This window comes from Pseudomonadales bacterium (genome assembly GCA_041395945.1).
GTDB lineage: Bacteria > Pseudomonadota > Gammaproteobacteria > Pseudomonadales > Azotimanducaceae > SZUA-309.
The window spans coordinates 422520-439330 of the sequence record JAWKZN010000001.1; the positions used below are offsets into that span (position 1 = coordinate 422520).

The window sequence follows — 16811 nt, forward strand, 5'->3', positions numbered from 1 at the left end:
GCGGCAGTCAGCTGAGCTGGCTGCCGTAGGCTTTCCGGGTTGCCTGGAAGCGCTCGAAGGGAAACTTGATCGGAACGCCTTCGATGGCGGCAAGCAGCATCATCAGATGCGCCTCCCAGCCCGCGCAGGAGCGGGCGATGTCTTCGCTGTCCGGTGTCTGCAGGGTGAGGGTCAGTCTGGTACCGGTGTCCGCCTCCGTCAGTTCCCAGCGCAACGGTCGCAGCGGCTCGCCGGGTCCGCTCCAGGAATATTCGAGCAGCGCTTCGGGTTCGAAGGCGGTCACCTTACTGTCGATCACGATGCCGCTGTCGGTAAAGTTCAGTTTTGCCGCACCCCCTTTTTTAAGTTCGATGTGCCCTGGTGCCAGCCACTCCACGATCCGTTCCGGGCGGGTGAGCATTGCCCAGACTGAAGCAATGTCATGCGCCAGAGTTCTTTCGAGCCGGGCCGTGTAGGTGTTGCCGCTGTGGGTAATGGTGCCGAGTTCGTCGTTGCGCTCTGCCATGCTGCTGGACTCTCTGCAGGGGGCGTTCATGGTAACGTCGCCCGCGTGCGCCGATGACTCCGGGAATCCCCTTAGCGGCTCCAGTCAGTGCTTTGGTCTGGAGAGAGAAAATGGCAGAAACTGGAGGGGATGGTGCGTGTATCGGTGTAATCCCCGCCCCTGTGCTACCAGGGCCGATCGTCGTCCTGTTCGTCGAAGCGGCGGTTGCGTGATTTCGACCAGTCCACTCGATCATTGGGGTCTTCGATCTCCCGATTTTCCGGGCGGGCAGTCGACATGATCCAGAAATTACCGGACGCGCGCACCGCAGCACTCTGACCCATGATGTCGGCGGCCTGGTTGATCGACATTTTCGAGACTTTCAGGGCATACAGACTGTTGAGCGCGATGCGACGCGCCAGCCACATCCCGGCGGAGTCGAGGTTCGCTTTCTCGACCACCCGGTTCACCATGCCCAGTCGCAGTGCTTCCCCGGCATCTATGAAATCCCCCGTCCACAGGTATTCCTTGGCTTTCTTGATACCGAGCTCCCAGAAATGGGTGGGGTACTCGTGGTGCGCGCCACCCCAGCGCACGGAGCGGTCGGCAAAACGCGCATCGTCTGCGGCGATAACGAGGTCGCAGGCCGCCGCCAGCATCCATGAACCCATGATGCAGTAGCCCTGGACCAGCGCGATGGTCGGTTTACCGATGTTCCGCCAGCGGTCGTGCAGGCGCCAGTACACGCCCCGGTCCATCGATTTCACAGTACCCAGTGCTGAAAAGTCCCGCGGGTACTCATCGAGTTCAGCGCGCATCTGCGGTGTGCCGATATCGTGTCCCGCGCCGAAATGCTCACCCGCTCCGGCCACGAGAATGACCTTCACCGAATCGTCTTCTTCTGCTTTCGTGAATGCTTCATCAAGTTCGGCATAGGTCCTGCGGCTGATGACGTTCATCACATCGGGGCGATTCACGGTAATCCTGACGATCTCGTCGATCTGCTCATAAAGTACGTAGTTCATGAACTTCCTCTCTGCCTACGAATCTGTTTTCGGCTGGGTCCGGGTGAGCGGGCTTCTGCGCGCTGAGATCTGCCCGGTGTTGAAACCCAGCCAGTGCATGCGCCCCAGATAGCGGGCGTGTTCGATCTTGATGCAGCGATCGACGATCACACCGAGACCGGCAGACTCCGCAATGCGAATACCACGTTCACTGATCACGCCGAACTGCAGCCAGAGAAATTTCGCTCCGATCTGGACTGCCTGTTCGGCGATCTCGGGCACTGCTGCCGGATCTCTGAAGACGTCGACAACGTCCACGGTCCCGGGGATGTCCAGCAGGGAGGGGTAGCAGGGCTCATCGAGTATGCGCTGCTCCCGGGGATTCACGGGGATGATCTGATAGCGGTGACGCTTGAGATAGTAGCCGACGAAGTTACTGGGTCTCAGCTCGTTGCTGGACAGGCCGACGATGGCGATGGAGCGTGATGCCAGCGCCCTCCGAATGACAGCCGGATCCTGGTATTTCTCGATGTTCATCGCAGGCGGTGTTCCTGTTCAGTGACCGGGCTGCAGTGCCTGGTCGAGGTCCCAGATCAGATCCTCGGCGTCTTCGATGCCGATCGACAGCCGGATTGTGCCGGGTCCGATACCGGCAGCACGGAGTTCTGCATCGGACAGCTGTCGGTGAGTCGTCGACGCGGGGTGGATCACCAGGCTTTTGGCGTCTCCCACGTTGGCGAGATGGGAGAAGAGATTCAGACGGGAGATGAAGTCGAGACCGGCTTCGCGTCCACCGGCGAGATCGAAACAGAATACCGCGCCGGCACCATCCGGCAGGTAGCGTTGCACGAGATCCGCATAACGGCTGCCCGGCAGTCCCGGGTAACTGACCCGGGTCACTGCGGGATGGGTGTCGAGAAACGCGGCGACCTGGCGCGCGTTGCTGACATGCTGACGCATGCGCAATGGCAGCGTCTCGATACCCTGGGCCAGCAGAAAGGCGTTGAAGGGACTCAAAGCCGCGCCCAGGTCCCGCAGGGTTTCTGCGCGCAGTTTCATGAGCAGCCCGTAGATTCCGAAGGTCTCGTGGAAAGCGAGTCCGTGATAGGCCGGAGAAGGGTCCGCGATGCCGGGAAAGTTTCCGTTTGACCAGTCGAAGGTGCCGCTGTCCACGACCACGCCGCCGATGCTGGTGCCGTGACCGCCGAGAAATTTGGTGGCGGAGTAAACCACGATGTCAGCACCAAACTGCAGTGGGCGACACAGGAAGGGGGTCGCGAAGGTGTTGTCCACCAGCAGCGGAACCCCATGAGCGTGTGCAATGTCCGCCACTGCTGCGATATCGAGCACGTTTCCGCCCGGATTGCCGATCGTCTCCGCAAACAGCAGCCGGGTGTTCTCCCGCATTGCGCCTCGCCAGGCGTCGAGATCGTCGGGATCGACAAAATCGAGACCCACGGAGAACTTGCGGAACAGGTGCTTTAACTGGGTGACGCTGCCGCCATAGAGTGCGGCGGAGGCCACCACATGATCCCCCGGGTTGAGCAGGGTGAAGAATACCGCCGTCTGGGCGGCGAGCCCGCTGGCGAACGCAACGGCGCCGGCACCGTCATCGAGGTTGGCGATGCGCTCTTCGAAGGCGGCTACGGTCGGATTCATGATGCGTGAGTAGGTGTTGCCGTACTCCTGCAGATTGAAATAGGCAGCGGCGGACTCCGAGTTCTCGAAGACATAGCTGGTAGTCTGGTAGATGGGCAGGGCGCGGGCACCCGTGCCGGGCTCCGGTCTGCTGCCCGCATGCACGGATCGGGTATGAATGCCGAAATGTCGTTGCTGTTCTGTCATCACTACCTCCCTGTTGAGAGATGGTGAACGCGGCGGCTGCGGATGACAACGGCAGACCGGGCTCGGATTACCCGATTGCCGGGTACAGGTTCAGGCGGGCAGGCTCTGCAGCAGCTCGGGATAGATCCGGGGTGTGCGGATTTTCAGCTCAGCCCGTACAGCGTCCAGTGGCATGCCGAGCAGGCCCTCCCAGTCTGCTGCGGGAAGCCAGGCTGCGGTGCGGCCGCTGCGATAGCCGAACAGCAGTGCACGAACCACATCGAAACCGAGCAGGCGCGCGTACTGGTTTGCACCAGCCAGGCAGATCAGTCCGATACCCGGATTCAGGGTCTGAGCGAATGTGAAGCCCAGCAGGCAGAGTTCGCCGAGGCCGTCCCGACCATAGCCGCTCACCACATGCCACAGATCGTGGGCATCCCGCAGACGCTCTGCGTACAGTGTGCGGGCGTCGTGCTCTGGAGTGATTGCACCGGTCTCGCCCTCGGCCGCCAGGCTGGCATCCACCAGGCCCGCGGCGCTGAGGTTTTCGCGTTCCATGAAGGCGAGATATGCGCGGCCAAGTGAGGCGGGGGGCAGAGCGCGCAGCGCTTCCCGGTCGGAAAGCTTTTCTATGAGCCGGCGTCTTTCCGCTAAGATGGCTGTGCCGTTGCGGGTGGCGGTGAAGCGGTTGAACCCGCGCAACAGGGATTTTCCCGTCAGAGATCGAATGATGACAAACACCTGCTCGGTATCTTCTTTATCTTTCAACAGGATACGTAATGCCTGCCAGGCGCGGCGGGGTTGCAGGCGGCCTTCGTCGGGGCTGGCCATGGGTCTTCTCCGAATCGCAGGACGCTGGAAAAAAGAGTGATTAAGCTAACACTATTGACATTAATGTCAATAGTGTATCTCGCCGGTGCGGCGATCAGGTACTGGAACTGACAGGGAGTCACAGCAACCATGGCAACCCGTAAAAGGCGCAGTGCGGACGAAGCCCGGGCGGAAATCCTCGAGGTCGCCGAGCGTCGACTCGCCGAACACGGTCTCGAGGGTCTCAATGTGGTGGATGTGGCGAGAGAGGCAGGCATGTCCCACGCCACCCTGATTCACCACTTCGGTAACACCGAGGACATGCGCCGGGCGCTCATCAACCGCATGACCAACCGGCTGCTGCGTGATGTGATCGATGTGCTGCAGGCGGAGCAGACCCTCAATGTCGAAGTGCTGATGAGGGATCTGTTCGAGGCCCTTTCCCGGGGTGGCCACGCCAAGCTGCTGGCCTGGATGGCGGTCGGCGAAAAGTCACTCTCCCAGTCCGTACAGCCTTCCAGCGAAGTGTATGAGTTGTTCGCGGAACTGATCCCGGTCCTCGCCCGGCATCTGCCTGTCAGAGAATCCGCAGAGCAGGCGGCCCGTCGACTCGTCTATCTGGTGGCAACCTCGGCGATCGGCTATGGCGTCTCCGGTGCCACCCTCGCCAATGTGGTGGGACTCGATGCAGAAGATGAAGCGGGATTCCCGGAGTGGCTGGGTGCCCAGGTGCGAACGTTGCTCCAGGCGCGAACGTTGCTCCAGACGCGAACGTTGCGGACGGGTAAATAGGCGAGTCGAGCCGACTCGACTGAGATGTGGTCGGGTACTGGTGATTCAGCTCCTGCTTAAAGGCTGCTTGTCCAGCCGTTTGGTGATTCGCTGGAACTTTAGCTGACTTTACCGGATCAGAATGTGCTGGATGAGGACAAGCTCTCGGGCATGAACCCAAGAGGTTGACCCCACGAGGAGAAAGGGAACGTGAGTGTCATCAGGAAAATCCTGGCTGCCGTGGAGGCAGACAGTGATGCCCGAGTCGCATTGCAGAATGGCTTCTCTATAAGCAGGATCCTCCGTTCAGAGGTCAGCGAGCGCTGCTTGTGCCCTGATCTCAGGCTCCGGGTGGTGTTCGGCATCCCGTGCATCGCAACTACCGGTCACTCGCTCTCAGTAAACGCGGACATTATCGTCCAGTCTGTTGTTCTCGAATCCGGTGGTCGTGAGGTGTTCACGAACACGGCTTGGTACCTGATGCGCAAGTCACCAGTGCCGGTGTTGCCGATGAATCGGTGGACGCGAGGTGCCCACAGCCTCAGCAGCAGAGTGATGCTCAGCACCAGAAGCAGAGCGGACGTTGTGAACAACTGCACCCACAGGCAGCTCCAGTCTTCAGATGGAAAGTCAGGCCAGCCCCGGCCAGGAACAGCACAGTAAGGACCCAGGTATGAAGCGTGACGACGACACACATGAGGAATTCGGGTTGTCCAGCTTTCAGGATGATAAGCTGATTTCAAGCCTTTCCCGGATCATACGTCTGGCAGTACGCTTCCTGGCCGTGCTCATGACTTTTGTCATCGTCTGGGGTGTGTGGGATGTGGTCTGGGTACTGTACGAGCGGTTGATGGCACCGCCCCTCATGCTTCTCGAAATTACTGACATTCTTGCAACTTTCAGTGCGTTCATGGCCGTACTGATAGCCATTGAGATCTTCATCAATATCGTGATGTACCTCAAGGACAACGTGATTCACGTCAATCTGGTCATTGCTACTGCGCTCATGGCCATCGCACGCAAGGTTATCGTACTTGATTCCGCTCACGTCGAGCCAACTTACATATTCGCCATCGCGGCGGTTGTGCTGGCGCTCTCGGTCAGCTACTGGCTGCTGCACAAGACTACACCGCTGGTGCGCAGCGTAGTCAGCAGCTCGGAAGACGTGCGCCCCTGATCGGTGATGCAGGTGAAGCCGATACCTCGCGTTTGCTGCTTCGGTGAAACCGGATCGGCGGCGTATAGACCCGCTTCGTAACAGTTATACCGGTGCCGTGTGTGAGCCTGTGGTGCCGACCTCCCAGTCCATGACCCTGGCAACCGTCTCAGGGTTGTTAAAAGGCGCTGCCTGGCTGCGCTTGGGACCCGATTTCGATTTCCTGCCGGATCTCTCGCACCCGGGTTTCCGTCAGCGGGTAGTGCCACAACAGCGGGATGGCAACGAACTTGAACAGTGCCGGAACCACCGAATAGCAGCAGGCGAGCATCAGCAGCGCGAATGTCGTATTGGTGGTATTCAACGGGTCTGCCAGTGAATCGAAGCCGAACAGCACGACCATGCTGGTACCGACGAACAGCCCCAGCGCGTAAGCGAGCTTGCGCACCATCAGCCAGATCGAGAAGTAAGCGCCACCCTGGCGTTTACCGGTCTGGGCTTCATCCACATCCACCACATCCGCAGCCATCGCGTAAGGCAATGCCGACAAAGCTCCGATCGAACTGCCCTTGAGACACATGATGATGATGAAGAAAAGGAACTTTCCGGTGGGGATGCCTGCGAAATAGGCCACGGTGGTGGTGTGCATCGATTCGGGCAGAAATGCCAGCACGTGAGTGATCTCGAAAGCATCGAACCAGAGCATGGGTGCGATAGCGATCAGCGGGATAAAGCAGGACCATAGTGCATACCAGCCTATGGCGACCATGGTGGCCCGGTGCTTGCCGATTTTCCGCGACAGCTTGAACCACAGTGGGATGGCGACGATCTGGGAGAGGAAGTAAGGCGCCAGATAAAATCCGTAGAGATCGCCGGCGAGCAGCACGTGCTTCACAAAGAAGAAACTCAACGTGTTGGTCATTGCCGATCCGATCATTGAAAACAGGAAGATGATCACAAGCCGACGATAAGGGTCGTTGTTCCACACGTAGCGGAAGCTTTCACGCAGTGGCAGCCGGCTCGCCCGGGCTTCGCGGACGGCATGTTCCGGAGCGCTGATCACGCAGTTGATGACCAGGATCGGCATGATCACAGCGATGGCCAGCGACAGGAAATACACCGAGTCGCTGGGTTTGTCGTATCCGAAAAAGAAGATGATGCCGGGGGTGAAGGCGCCGATCAGTGAGCCGGTGACCGTGAAGCCCTCCCGCCAGCTGGTCACCAGGGTGCGTTCGTTGTAGTTGGTGGTGAGTTCGGCACCCCAGGCGCTGTAAGGCACATCCTTTATTGTGGCGCCCAGGTAGGTGATCACCAGTGCGCCCAGCATCCAGGGATAGCCCGAATTCATGGTGAATCCGAACAGGGTGATCTCGGAGAATTCTATGGGCGGGATGAACAGCAGGCAGATCCCAGCGATGTAGATCGGCGTGCCGATTACCACAAAGGGCTTCCGGCGACCTCAGCGGGTGCGGATCCGGTCTGAAAGGAATCCGATGAGCGGGTCCGTGACCCCATCGAAGATGCGGGAGAGCACCATCATCAGGCCGACAAAGGCGAGACCCAGGCCGAAGCCTTCCGAGTCTGCATAGACTGCGGGCAGATAGACGGCCATCGGCAGTGCGACCATCGACAGTGGCATCGCGGGCGCCCCATAAGAGGCGAGCTGCCAGTTGCTCAATGTGCGGTCTGTGGGTTTGACTCCCACCTCTGCGGTTTTCTCGGTCATTCACTCCTCCCGCCGCGAAGATACCTGCTGCATCGAGGTGGGCACAACGACCATCGGCCGGGCCAGTGGAGGGTAAGGCGCAAATCGACATCGTTGTGCTGTCGATATGCGGGTTGCAGTCCACTAGAATCGGCGGTCGGTCAGCGCGAGAGGCAGGATATGAAAGGGGTGGATGCATTCAGGAAGGAAGTACGGGGCTGGCTTGCGGAGAATTGCCCGGCCAGCATGCGCACGCCCATGCCGGCGGACGAAACGCCCGGTGGTGGCCGGCGGGCCCGGTTCAAGAATCCTGACACGAAGCTGTGGATGGATCGGATGGCCGAACGCGGTTTCATCGTGCCCATGTGGCCGAAAGAGTATGGCGGTGCCGGACTTTCGAAGCAGGAGGCCCAGGTGCTGGCGGAGGAAATGCGGGAGATCAACGCGCGCCCGGCTCATGTGGGTATGGGCATCAGCATGATCGGACCCGCCCTGCTCGAATACGGCACCGACGCTCAGAAACTCGAGCATCTGCCGAAAATCGCCCGTGGCGAGATCTGGTGGTGCCAGGGTTACAGCGAGCCGAATGCGGGTTCGGATCTCGCGAGCCTGCGTACTTCCGCAGTCGAAGACGGCGACGACTACATCATCAACGGGCAGAAGATCTGGACATCGGGTGCAGATAACGCGGATTGGATGTTCTGCCTCGTGCGCACGGATCCGGGTGCACCCAAACACGAAGGTATCACCTTCATCCTGTTCGACATGACCACGCCGGGAATCAGTGTGAAGCCCATTCTGCTGATCAGCGGCCTGTCACCTTTCTGTGAAACCTTCCTGGACAACGTGCGGGTGCCGAAACACCAGGTGGTGAGCCAGGTGAACAAGGGCTGGACGGTTGCCAAGCGGCTGCTCCAGTACGAACGGACCTCTATCGGCGGGATCGGCGGCGGCAGTCAGAAGGTCCGCTCGCTCGAAGAGCTGGCTGCGGAATACGTGGGCCTGGAGGACGGACGCATTGCCGATACTGCCCTGAGAGCAAAGGTGCTTAGACATCGGATGAACGACAGAGCCTACCAGCTCACCACCCGGCGTATGGGGGAGGAACTGGCCGATGGGCGTGCGCCGGGAGCGGCATCCTCGATGTTCAAGTATTACGGTACCGAGCAGAACAAACGACGCTTTGAGCTGATGCTCGACATGATGGGCACGAAATCTCTGGGATCGGTGGTCGCCGAGCAGAATGTCTTCGCGCCGATCGAACTGGATACCACACGGGGCTGGTTGCGTTCCAAGGCGAACTCCATCGAAGGGGGCACCTCGGAGGTGCAGCTCAATATCCTGGCGAAACGGGTCCTGGGCTTGCCGGATTGAGTAAACAGTCTCGACCCTGACCCACCACCCGGGGTCGTGGGAGCGCTCTGTCGTCTTCTCCAGGCAGAATGGGACCAGGGAATTTGCCCTTTGCAGACAATGGCTTAGGGGGGATAAATCGGTCCGCGCGGGCTTGTCTGGTCCGCGGCATGGCAGTAGAATGCCCGGCTTTCTGCCTTTGGGGCAGAGTCATACGTGGCGGCCGGACGGCCCTATCCAAGTGGAGTGGGCATGCCTGGCCTGTTGCTCGTGTGCTTCATCAGTGAAGGACTGCGGGCCGACCAGGAGGTTTAGCAAGAGGATGGAGAACGCCTATTAAGCGAGGTGCCGGGAAACGCGCAGACCGTGCGCTCATGAACGAAGAGATCACGGCCACAAGTGTGCGACTAGTAGAGGCGGATGGCTCCCAGGCGGGCGTCGTCACTCGAGATCAGGCTCTGGAATCAGCAAGACGGTCCAGTCTGGATCTTGTAATGATTGCACCGGATGCCGAGCCGCCCGTGGTCAAAGTGATGGACTACGGTAAGCATGTTTTCGAACTGAAGAAGACCAAGGCAGCCCAGCGTAAGAAGCAGAAGCAGATTCAGGTCAAGGAAATGAAGTTCCGGCCTGGAACTGAAGAAGGCGACTACCAGGTCAAACTGCGCAATCTGAAGCGGTTTCTCGAAGATGGTGATAAGGCGAAAGTCTCGCTGCGGTTTCGGGGCCGGGAGATGGTGCATCCGGAGATCGGTATGAAACTGATGAACCGGATCGAAGCGGATCTCGAAGAAGTCGGTGTGGTCGAAGCCCAGCCGAAATTCGAAGGTCGCCAGGTCATCATGGTCCTGGGGCCCAAAAAGAAGAGAAAGTAGAGAAGAGATAACAGAAGGCCCTCACGGGTCGACTGTTCAAGGCTGCGAAGACAGCCAGCAGGATTCCACAGGCAAGTGGCCTGGTCGCTTTGCGGACAGCCTGCGAGATGAGAACAACGAGAAGCCGGTAACACCGGACGCAAACACAGTAATGGACCACAGGTGCCTCCCTTGAAAGAGCGGATGGACCGTGGTGATCGAAAGTTCTGGAGCGACAAATGCCGAAGATGAAGACTGATCGCGGCGCTGCTAAGCGTTTTCGCCGTACAGCGAAAGGGTTCAAGCACCGCAAAGCGAACCGCAACCACATTCTCACGAAGAAAGCGCCGAAGCGTAAACGTCAGCTGAGAGGGCTCGAAGCCAACTCTCCGTCTGATACCCGCATGATTCGTCGCATGCTGCCGACCAAGTCCCGATAGGAGAAACGCAATGTCCAGAGTAAAGCGGAGCGTTGTCTCAAGGGCGCGCAGAAAAAAGGTTCTCAAGCAGGCCAAGGGTTATTACGGTGCCCGCAGCCGCACATTCAAAGTTGCCAAGCAGGCGGTCATCAAGGCCGGCCAGTATGCTTATCGCGACCGTCGTCAGCGCAAGCGCCAGTTCCGGCAGCTGTGGATCATCCGCATCAACGCGGCAGCTCGCGAACACGGTCTGTCGTACAGCCGCTTCATAGCCGGCCTGAACAAGGCATCGATCGAAGTGGATCGCAAAGTGCTGGCCGATCTGGCCGTTCACGAAAAAGCCGCCTTTGCGGTGCTGGCGGAGCAGGCCAAGGCCGCGCTGGAAGCCGACGTATCCCAGGCTGCCTGAACCCCTGCTGCGCTTCTTTCCGTGCTGGGGAAGTGGTCCGGGAGTGAGGAAGACGAGTGCGGAAAAGGAAGGGTCAGTCCTTCCTTTTTCGTTTTAGCGACAGCTGATTGCGAAAAGCGCTATGGATATACAGAGCATTCTCAGTGAGGCTGAGCGGGCGGTTGCCGCTGCCAGCGACGAGCGCGCACTTGATGAAGTGCGTGTGCGGTACCTGGGTAAGAAAGGCGCGCTCACCGCACTGCTCAAATCCCTCGGGAGCCTGGATGTTGAAGAGCGGCCGAAAGCGGGTGCTGCCATCAACGCGGCGAAAGAACAGCTGCAGCGCGCCATCAGCGTGCGAAAAAATGTGTTCTCCTCGGAACAGCTGGCCGCCTCACTCGCCGGGGAAACTGTGGATGTCACCCTGCCCGGCAGGCAGCGGGAAGCCGGCGGTCTGCACCCGGTCAGTCAGGCTATGCTGCGGATCGAAGACATTTTCGTCGGTGCCGGATACGGTGTGGTCGCCGGGCCGGAAGTAGAAAACGACTATTACAACTTCGAGGCCCTCAATATTCCCGCCCATCACCCGGCCCGGGCGATGCATGACACCTTCTATTTCGCTGATGGCACGCTGTTGCGCACTCATACCTCGCCGACCCAGGTGCACACGATGGAATCCCGCAAGCCGCCCATACGGGTGATCTGCCCCGGGCGCGTATACCGGCGCGATTCCGATCTGACCCACTCACCGATGTTCCACCAGGTGGAAGGGCTGGTCATTGACCGGGGTATCAGTTTCGCCGACCTCAAAGGCACCGTGATCGAGTTCCTCACCCGCTTCTTCGAAAAAGAGCTGGATGTGCGATTCCGACCTTCCTACTTCCCCTTCACCGAGCCCTCCGCGGAGGTGGATGTGCAATGTGTGCATTGCCTCGGACAAGGCTGTCGGGTCTGCAGTCAGACCGGATGGCTGGAGGTCATGGGGTGTGGTCTCGTGCACCCGGAGGTGCTCGAAAAGTCTGGAATCGACAGCGAGACCTACTCGGGTTTCGCATTCGGATTCGGGGTGGACCGACTCGCGATGCTCCTTTATGAAGTAGACGATCTGCGCCTGTTCTTCGAAAACGATCTGCGCTTTCTGCGCCAGTTCAACTAGGCGGACGCTGACGATGCAATACAACGAAGCCTGGCTGCAGCAGTGGGTGAACCCGGACGTCGATCCGGATCGGCTCCTGGAAGCGCTTACCATGGCAGGTCTGGAAGTGGAGTCTGTGACGCCTGTGGCCCCGGACTTCTCGGGTGTGGTCGTCGCCACAGTGGCTGGCATCTCCCCCCATCCGAATGCGGACAAGCTGTCCGTGTGTGAAGTGAACGATGGCACCGGCAGCTATCAGGTAGTCTGCGGGGCGCCGAACGTTCGTGCCGGAATGACCGTCGCCTTCGCGAAGATCGGTGCGGTGCTGCCGGAAGGATTCAGGATCCGTAAGGCGAAACTGCGCGATGTGGAGTCTCACGGCATGCTCTGCAGTGCGGCTGAGCTGGGGCTCGGAGACGATCACGACGGCATTCTCGATCTTCCAGGCCATTTCGAAGCCGGCGCCGATCTCCGGGTGGTGCTGGAGCTGGACGATCGGATGATCGAACTCAATCTCACCCCCAATCGCGGCGACTGCCTGAGTATCTGTGGACTCGCCCGGGAAGTGGGTGTGCTGTTCAATGTGCCTGTGCATCCACCCGCCATCGGCGCGATCCAGCCGACTCATGAAGAGATGCGTTCGGTATCCTGTGCAGATGCGCAGGGATGTCCCCGCTATCTCGGTCGCATCATCCGCGGTATCGATCTCCGTCGACCGAGTCCTCTGTGGCTGGTCGAAAGACTGCGCCGTGCCGGGCTGCGCAGCATCGATCCTGTTGTGGATGTGACCAACTACGTGATGCTGGAGCTGGGTCAGCCCATGCACGCCTTCGATCTCAACCAGTTGCGCGGTGATATCAATGTCCGCAGAGCGCGGCCCGGGGAACGTCTGACACTGCTCGATGGCCGGGAGGTCACCCTGGATGGGGAGACCCTGCTGATCACCGACGCTGCAGGACCGGTGGCGATTGCCGGGGTCATGGGGGGAGATCGCAGTGGCGTGCAGGAAGATACGGCAGACGTGTTCCTGGAGTGCGCCTTCTTTCACCCCCTGGCGGTTTCGGGCACAGCGCGGCGCTATGGCCTGCATACCGATGCCTCCCACCGGTACGAACGGGGAGTGGACCACGACCTTCAGCATCAGGCGATGGAGCGGGCAACCGGGCTGCTGCTGGAAACTGTTGGCGGCGCGGCGGGTCCGGTGACAGAGGCCGTTTATCCGGAGCAACTGCCGCCTTCAGTCGATGTAAGTCTGCGTGAAAGTCGCCTGCATGAACTGCTGGGTGTTCAGGTTGCAGCCGGCGAGGTGGATGCCGCACTTTCCCGGCTCGGTTTCGAACTCAAGGCGCGCAGCACAGACGCCACCGGAGTGACCTGGACCATCCGTTCACCGAGCCACAGATTCGACATCGGCCGGGAAGTGGACCTGGTGGAGGAAGTGTGCCGGATCTACGGCTACAACCGGATCCCCAGCCGCCGTCCCCGGACCGCGCTGGAGCTGCGCCGGGTACCCCGGGATCGCTCGGAAATCGCCAGACTGAAGGAGCAGTTCGCAGCACTCGGCTATCAGGAAGCCATCACCTACAGCTTCGTGGATCCCCGCTTGCAGGATCTGCTGGCTCCCGGGGATGAGCCGCTCAAACTCGCGAATCCCATGTCGGCAGACCAGTCGGTCATGCGTACCACCCTGCTGCCGGGGCTCATCGCTGCACTGTGCGCGAACGTGGCGCGACAGGCGGACCGGGTGCGGCTGTTCGAGATCGGACAGTGCTTTCTGCCCGGTACCGGTCTCGAGCAGCCGCTGCGAATCGGCGCACTCATCTGGGGGCGGCGGGAGGCGGAAAACTGGACGAACCCGCGGGACCCGGTGGACTTCTACGATCTCAAAGGTGATGTGGAACATCTGCTTTCCTGGGCCGGGTTGCGCGGGGTGAGCTACGAACCTCTGCAGGATCCGGTGCTCCATCCCGGCCAGGCTGCGGTGGTGCGGATCGAGGGTGAGTCGGTCGGCCGCATAGGCCGTCTCCATCCCGAAGTCGAAAAGACGCTGGATACGGGCGGGGAGATATTCGTGCTGGAGTTCGAGGCGGATGCACTGCTGCGGCGCGGAGCGCGTGCCCACCAAGGCCTGTCTAGATTCCCCAGTGTGCGTCGCGATCTGGCATTGGTCGTGAGCCGGGAGACCCCGGGCGCTGAGATCCTCCGGGTTATCGAACAAAGTCTTGGAGAAATACTCGTAGACCTTAGACTATTTGACCTGTATCAAGGCAAAGGTATTGATTCTACTGAAAAAAGTGTGGGGGTGGGCTTGACCTTGCAGAAGCCATCAGCCACGCTTACCGACGCGGAAATCGGAGCTCTGATGGACACCACCATCGAGGCTCTGACCCGTCAACTCGGAGCCCGGTTGCGTTAGACAGCGGGCCCAGGCAGAGGAGAGCACAGGTTGGGTGCTTTAACCAAGGCGCAGATGGCCGACCGGCTCTTCGAAGAGTTGGGGCTGAACAAACGGGAAGCCAAGGAAATCGTGGAGTCGTTTTTCGACGAAGTCCGCGGATCCCTGGAGCGTAACGAACAGGTGAAGCTGTCGGGATTCGGCAACTTCGATCTTCGTGAGAAAGGCGAGCGGCCTGGCCGGAATCCGAAGACGGGCGAGGAAATCCCGATTTCCGCACGCAGGGTGGTCACGTTCCGCCCAGGTCAGAAGCTCAAAGCAAGAGTAGAGGCATATGCTGGACCCGAGTCAGAATGACGAACTGCCCCCGATCCCGGGCAAGCGTTATTTCACAATAGGCGAGGTCAGCCAGCTCTGTGAGGTCAAGCCTCACGTATTACGCTACTGGGAGCAGGAGTTTCCCCAGCTCAAGCCGGTCAAGCGCCGCGGCAACCGCCGCTACTACCAGCGCCAGGACGTCATCATCATCCGCCAGATCCGCTCGCTGCTCTACGATCAGGGCTTCACCATCGGAGGTGCCCGGCAGCGTCTGACGGGGGATGATGCCAAGCAGGATCAGACCCAGTTCCGCCTGCTCGTGAAGCAGATGATTGTGGAACTCGAAGACGTATTGCGGGTACTCAAATCCTGAGACTGCGCCGGTGCCGCTCTGGCGTCGGATTGGTCATTGCCATGTTTCTTGCCTGCCCGGTATTTGCTGCTGAATCCGCAACGGATTCCGCTGCCGCACTGCCGGATGCAGACGTGGAAGAACAGCGACTGGCCGTTGCGAAGAAGCGGCTTGCCGGAGTGGCTGGCCGCTACCCCGTAACAGAGCTGTCACCCGGGGAGGAAGCCGCTCCGGCAGAGGCAGGGCGGATGCTGTGGCGCCGGGCTGTGAGCGATGTGCAGGAAGGTAACCTTGACGACCGCCCGCTCTACTGGTCCCGCCTTGCGGGCCGACTTGCGGGCCGCCCGGATCATCCGGCCTCGGACCCCTCGCGGACCCGGGTGCGGAGCTTCGAGTATGCATCGCGCGGCTTTGACGATCTGCGGTTTCCGGAGGCTGCCGATACCCGGCGTGTGCTCATCAGCGGCTTTGACCCCTTTCTCCTCGATCGGGACATCGGACAGAGCAATCCTTCCGGTCTTGCCGCTCTGGCGCTTGATGGCATGAGGCTGCCGGTGGAGAAAGGCTGGGTGTGGATCGAGGCCGTGATATTCCCTGTTCGCTACGAGGATTTCGATGAGGGCATTGTCGAAAGCGTCCTCGCCGATGCACTTGCCTCCCATTCGATCGATCTGGTCGTCACGATCAGCATGGGCCGGGACGCATTTGACCTCGAACGTTTTCCCGGCAGGCGTCGTTCCGCCACTGCACCGGACAATCGCAATGTTGTGACCGGCGCGAATGCCCGGACGCCGCTGATTCCGAATCTGGCCGGCGCGCCACTTGAAGGGCCGGAGTTTGTGGAATTTTCTTTACCCGCTGCAGCTATGCAGGTGATACAGAGCCCCTGGCCGGTGCGTGACAATCGCCGGGTGATTTCACTTGAACGCGGTGAACTCGAACCCGCGACCCTTACGGAGCTCAGCTTCGATACTGCTGTGCAGGGGTCAGGGGGTGGCTACCTTTCGAATGAAATTTCGTACCGGAGCGTACTGCTGCTGGAGCGCATGGGCGCCCATGTTCCGGTGGGACACCTGCACACGCCGTCTGTAGCAGGCCACGATGCGGTGATTGAGGGCCGGATGCTGGCTCAGATCCGCGCACTGCTCACCAGGGCAGCCTCCGCGCTCGAGGGAACCTCTGATTAAGTGTCAATGCAAGTTCGAACGACTCTGGGGCTCGTGTAGACTGACCTGACGATCAACCGGAGAAAGAAATGAAAACGCAACGTCTGGCCTTCTGTTTTGCCGCCCTGCTGGCAGCCGGCACCGCGTCTGTGGCCGAGGCGGAGAATAAATATGAGGAAACTCGTGCCGTGTTCGAAGAAGCCGGTGCCAGTGGACGGTTTTTTGCCAACAGCTACGCTTATGCACTGTTTCCGACGATCGGGAAAGGCGGGATCGGTATCGGTGGCGCACATGGCAAGGGGCGGGTATATCAGGGTGGCCGGCATATCGGTGACACCTCCATGACCCAGGTGACTGTCGGTTTTCAGCTCGGTGGTCAGGCCTACAGCATGGTCATCTTCTTTGAAGACGAGCGGGCGCTGCGGGAATTCACATCCGGTAATTTTGAGTTCGGGGCGCAGGCGACGGCGGTGGCGATCACCGCAGGTGCTTCAGCAAGCGCCTCCACCGCCGGCGGCGCTACCGCGGGTGCGAGCGGTGGCAGGAATGATGCGACGACTGCAGGGGAGTACACGAAGGGGCTGGCGGTGTTCACTGTCGCGAAAGGTGGGCTGATGTATGAAGCCAGCCTGGGTGGTCAGAAGTTTTCCTATACTGCGGTCGGCGGCTAGGCAAAA

The 16811-nt window shown here is 60.2% G+C and carries 17 protein-coding genes and 1 pseudogene; 12 read left to right on the plus strand and 6 right to left on the minus strand.

What is annotated here, in order from left to right; genetic code table 11:
• Positions 1-7 precede the first annotated feature (7 nt).
• The 5 genes from R3E82_01995 to R3E82_02015 form a co-directional block, all read right to left on the minus strand.
• Positions 8-535 (minus strand): SRPBCC family protein, encoded by a 528-nt coding sequence (locus R3E82_01995; GenBank protein MEZ5549641.1) that lies wholly within the window; start codon positions 533-535, stop codon positions 8-10.
• A 134-nt stretch (positions 536-669) separates the two neighbouring features.
• On the minus strand, positions 670-1509 hold the full coding sequence (locus R3E82_02000; protein ID MEZ5549642.1) for an enoyl-CoA hydratase-related protein: 840 nt from the start codon (positions 1507-1509) through the stop codon (positions 670-672).
• A 15-nt stretch (positions 1510-1524) separates the two neighbouring features.
• Positions 1525-2025: a CoA-binding protein gene (locus tag R3E82_02005; GenBank protein MEZ5549643.1), complete on the minus strand. Its 501-nt coding sequence runs from the start codon at positions 2023-2025 to the stop codon at positions 1525-1527.
• Positions 2026-2043: 18 nt separating this feature from the next.
• The gene (locus R3E82_02010; protein MEZ5549644.1) at positions 2044-3333 is read right to left on the minus strand and encodes an O-acetylhomoserine aminocarboxypropyltransferase/cysteine synthase family protein; all 1290 of its coding nucleotides are present in this window, start codon (positions 3331-3333) and stop codon (positions 2044-2046) included.
• A gap of 90 nt (positions 3334-3423) precedes the next feature.
• Entirely contained in the window at positions 3424-4143 is a 720-nt protein-coding gene (locus tag R3E82_02015; protein ID MEZ5549645.1) for a Coq4 family protein, read from the minus strand.
• A gap of 129 nt (positions 4144-4272) precedes the next feature.
• Between R3E82_02015 and R3E82_02020 the strand changes: the two genes are divergently transcribed.
• Both R3E82_02020 and R3E82_02025 read left to right on the plus strand, forming a co-directional pair.
• The gene (locus tag R3E82_02020; protein MEZ5549646.1) at positions 4273-4914 is read left to right on the plus strand and encodes a TetR/AcrR family transcriptional regulator; all 642 of its coding nucleotides are present in this window, start codon (positions 4273-4275) and stop codon (positions 4912-4914) included.
• A 652-nt stretch (positions 4915-5566) separates the two neighbouring features.
• Positions 5567-6070, plus strand: coding sequence for a phosphate-starvation-inducible PsiE family protein (locus tag R3E82_02025; protein ID MEZ5549647.1), 504 nt, complete (start codon positions 5567-5569; stop codon positions 6068-6070).
• A 157-nt stretch (positions 6071-6227) separates the two neighbouring features.
• On the opposite strand, the pseudogene R3E82_02030 reads toward R3E82_02025, so the two are convergent.
• Positions 6228-7775 (minus strand): annotated as a pseudogene (locus tag R3E82_02030) (MFS transporter).
• A gap of 159 nt (positions 7776-7934) precedes the next feature.
• Here R3E82_02030 and R3E82_02035 point away from each other — a divergent pair.
• From R3E82_02035 to R3E82_02080, 10 genes are all read left to right on the plus strand, one after another.
• Positions 7935-9128 (plus strand): acyl-CoA dehydrogenase family protein, encoded by a 1194-nt coding sequence (locus R3E82_02035; protein ID MEZ5549648.1) that lies wholly within the window; start codon positions 7935-7937, stop codon positions 9126-9128.
• A gap of 353 nt (positions 9129-9481) precedes the next feature.
• The gene (gene infC / locus R3E82_02040) at positions 9482-9982 is read left to right on the plus strand and encodes a translation initiation factor IF-3 (protein ID MEZ5549649.1); all 501 of its coding nucleotides are present in this window, start codon (positions 9482-9484) and stop codon (positions 9980-9982) included.
• Positions 9983-10200: 218 nt separating this feature from the next.
• Entirely contained in the window at positions 10201-10401 is a 201-nt protein-coding gene (gene rpmI, locus R3E82_02045; protein MEZ5549650.1) for a 50S ribosomal protein L35, read from the plus strand.
• A 10-nt stretch (positions 10402-10411) separates the two neighbouring features.
• Positions 10412-10789, plus strand: a complete 378-nt coding sequence (gene rplT, locus R3E82_02050; protein MEZ5549651.1) for a 50S ribosomal protein L20 — start codon at positions 10412-10414, stop codon at positions 10787-10789.
• Positions 10790-10910: 121 nt separating this feature from the next.
• Positions 10911-11924 (plus strand): phenylalanine--tRNA ligase subunit alpha, encoded by a 1014-nt coding sequence (gene pheS, locus R3E82_02055; GenBank protein ID MEZ5549652.1) that lies wholly within the window; start codon positions 10911-10913, stop codon positions 11922-11924.
• Positions 11925-11937: 13 nt separating this feature from the next.
• Positions 11938-14319: a phenylalanine--tRNA ligase subunit beta gene (pheT, locus tag R3E82_02060; protein ID MEZ5549653.1), complete on the plus strand. Its 2382-nt coding sequence runs from the start codon at positions 11938-11940 to the stop codon at positions 14317-14319.
• Between the two features lie 30 nt (positions 14320-14349).
• Positions 14350-14655, plus strand: a complete 306-nt coding sequence (ihfA, locus tag R3E82_02065; GenBank protein MEZ5549654.1) for an integration host factor subunit alpha — start codon at positions 14350-14352, stop codon at positions 14653-14655.
• A complete protein-coding gene (locus R3E82_02070) occupies positions 14633-14989 on the plus strand; it encodes a MerR family transcriptional regulator (GenBank protein ID MEZ5549655.1) in 357 nt (118 codons plus the stop codon). The genes ihfA and R3E82_02070 overlap by 23 nt, the downstream gene beginning before the upstream one ends.
• A 41-nt stretch (positions 14990-15030) precedes the next feature.
• Positions 15031-16155 carry a hypothetical protein gene (locus R3E82_02075; GenBank protein ID MEZ5549656.1) on the plus strand — a complete coding sequence of 375 codons (1125 nt, stop codon included), beginning with the start codon at positions 15031-15033 and terminating at the stop codon, positions 16153-16155.
• A 68-nt stretch (positions 16156-16223) separates the two neighbouring features.
• Positions 16224-16805 carry a YSC84-related protein gene (locus R3E82_02080; protein MEZ5549657.1) on the plus strand — a complete coding sequence of 194 codons (582 nt, stop codon included), beginning with the start codon at positions 16224-16226 and terminating at the stop codon, positions 16803-16805.
• Positions 16806-16811 lie beyond the last annotated feature (6 nt).

Excerpts from the sequence above, each read along its gene's own strand:
- R3E82_01995 (MEZ5549641.1), bottom strand. The coding sequence starts at position 535 with ATGAACGCCCCCTGCAGAGAGTCCAGCAGCATGGCAGAGCGCAACGAC.
- R3E82_02000 (MEZ5549642.1), bottom strand. The coding sequence starts at position 1,509 with ATGAACTACGTACTTTATGAGCAGATCGACGAGATCGTCAGGATTACC.
- R3E82_02005 (MEZ5549643.1), bottom strand. The coding sequence starts at position 2,025 with ATGAACATCGAGAAATACCAGGATCCGGCTGTCATTCGGAGGGCGCTG.
- R3E82_02010 (MEZ5549644.1), bottom strand. The coding sequence starts at position 3,333 with ATGACAGAACAGCAACGACATTTCGGCATTCATACCCGATCCGTGCAT.
- R3E82_02015 (MEZ5549645.1), bottom strand. The coding sequence starts at position 4,143 with ATGGCCAGCCCCGACGAAGGCCGCCTGCAACCCCGCCGCGCCTGGCAG.
- R3E82_02020 (MEZ5549646.1), top strand. The coding sequence starts at position 4,273 with ATGGCAACCCGTAAAAGGCGCAGTGCGGACGAAGCCCGGGCGGAAATC.
- R3E82_02025 (MEZ5549647.1), top strand. The coding sequence starts at position 5,567 with ATGAAGCGTGACGACGACACACATGAGGAATTCGGGTTGTCCAGCTTT.
- R3E82_02035 (MEZ5549648.1), top strand. The coding sequence starts at position 7,935 with ATGAAAGGGGTGGATGCATTCAGGAAGGAAGTACGGGGCTGGCTTGCG.
- infC (MEZ5549649.1), top strand. The coding sequence starts at position 9,482 with ATGAACGAAGAGATCACGGCCACAAGTGTGCGACTAGTAGAGGCGGAT.
- rpmI (MEZ5549650.1), top strand. The coding sequence starts at position 10,201 with ATGCCGAAGATGAAGACTGATCGCGGCGCTGCTAAGCGTTTTCGCCGT.
- rplT (MEZ5549651.1), top strand. The coding sequence starts at position 10,412 with ATGTCCAGAGTAAAGCGGAGCGTTGTCTCAAGGGCGCGCAGAAAAAAG.
- pheS (MEZ5549652.1), top strand. The coding sequence starts at position 10,911 with ATGGATATACAGAGCATTCTCAGTGAGGCTGAGCGGGCGGTTGCCGCT.
- pheT (MEZ5549653.1), top strand. The coding sequence starts at position 11,938 with ATGCAATACAACGAAGCCTGGCTGCAGCAGTGGGTGAACCCGGACGTC.
- R3E82_02070 (MEZ5549655.1), top strand. The coding sequence starts at position 14,633 with ATGCTGGACCCGAGTCAGAATGACGAACTGCCCCCGATCCCGGGCAAG.
- R3E82_02075 (MEZ5549656.1), top strand. The coding sequence starts at position 15,031 with ATGTTTCTTGCCTGCCCGGTATTTGCTGCTGAATCCGCAACGGATTCC.
- R3E82_02080 (MEZ5549657.1), top strand. The coding sequence starts at position 16,224 with ATGAAAACGCAACGTCTGGCCTTCTGTTTTGCCGCCCTGCTGGCAGCC.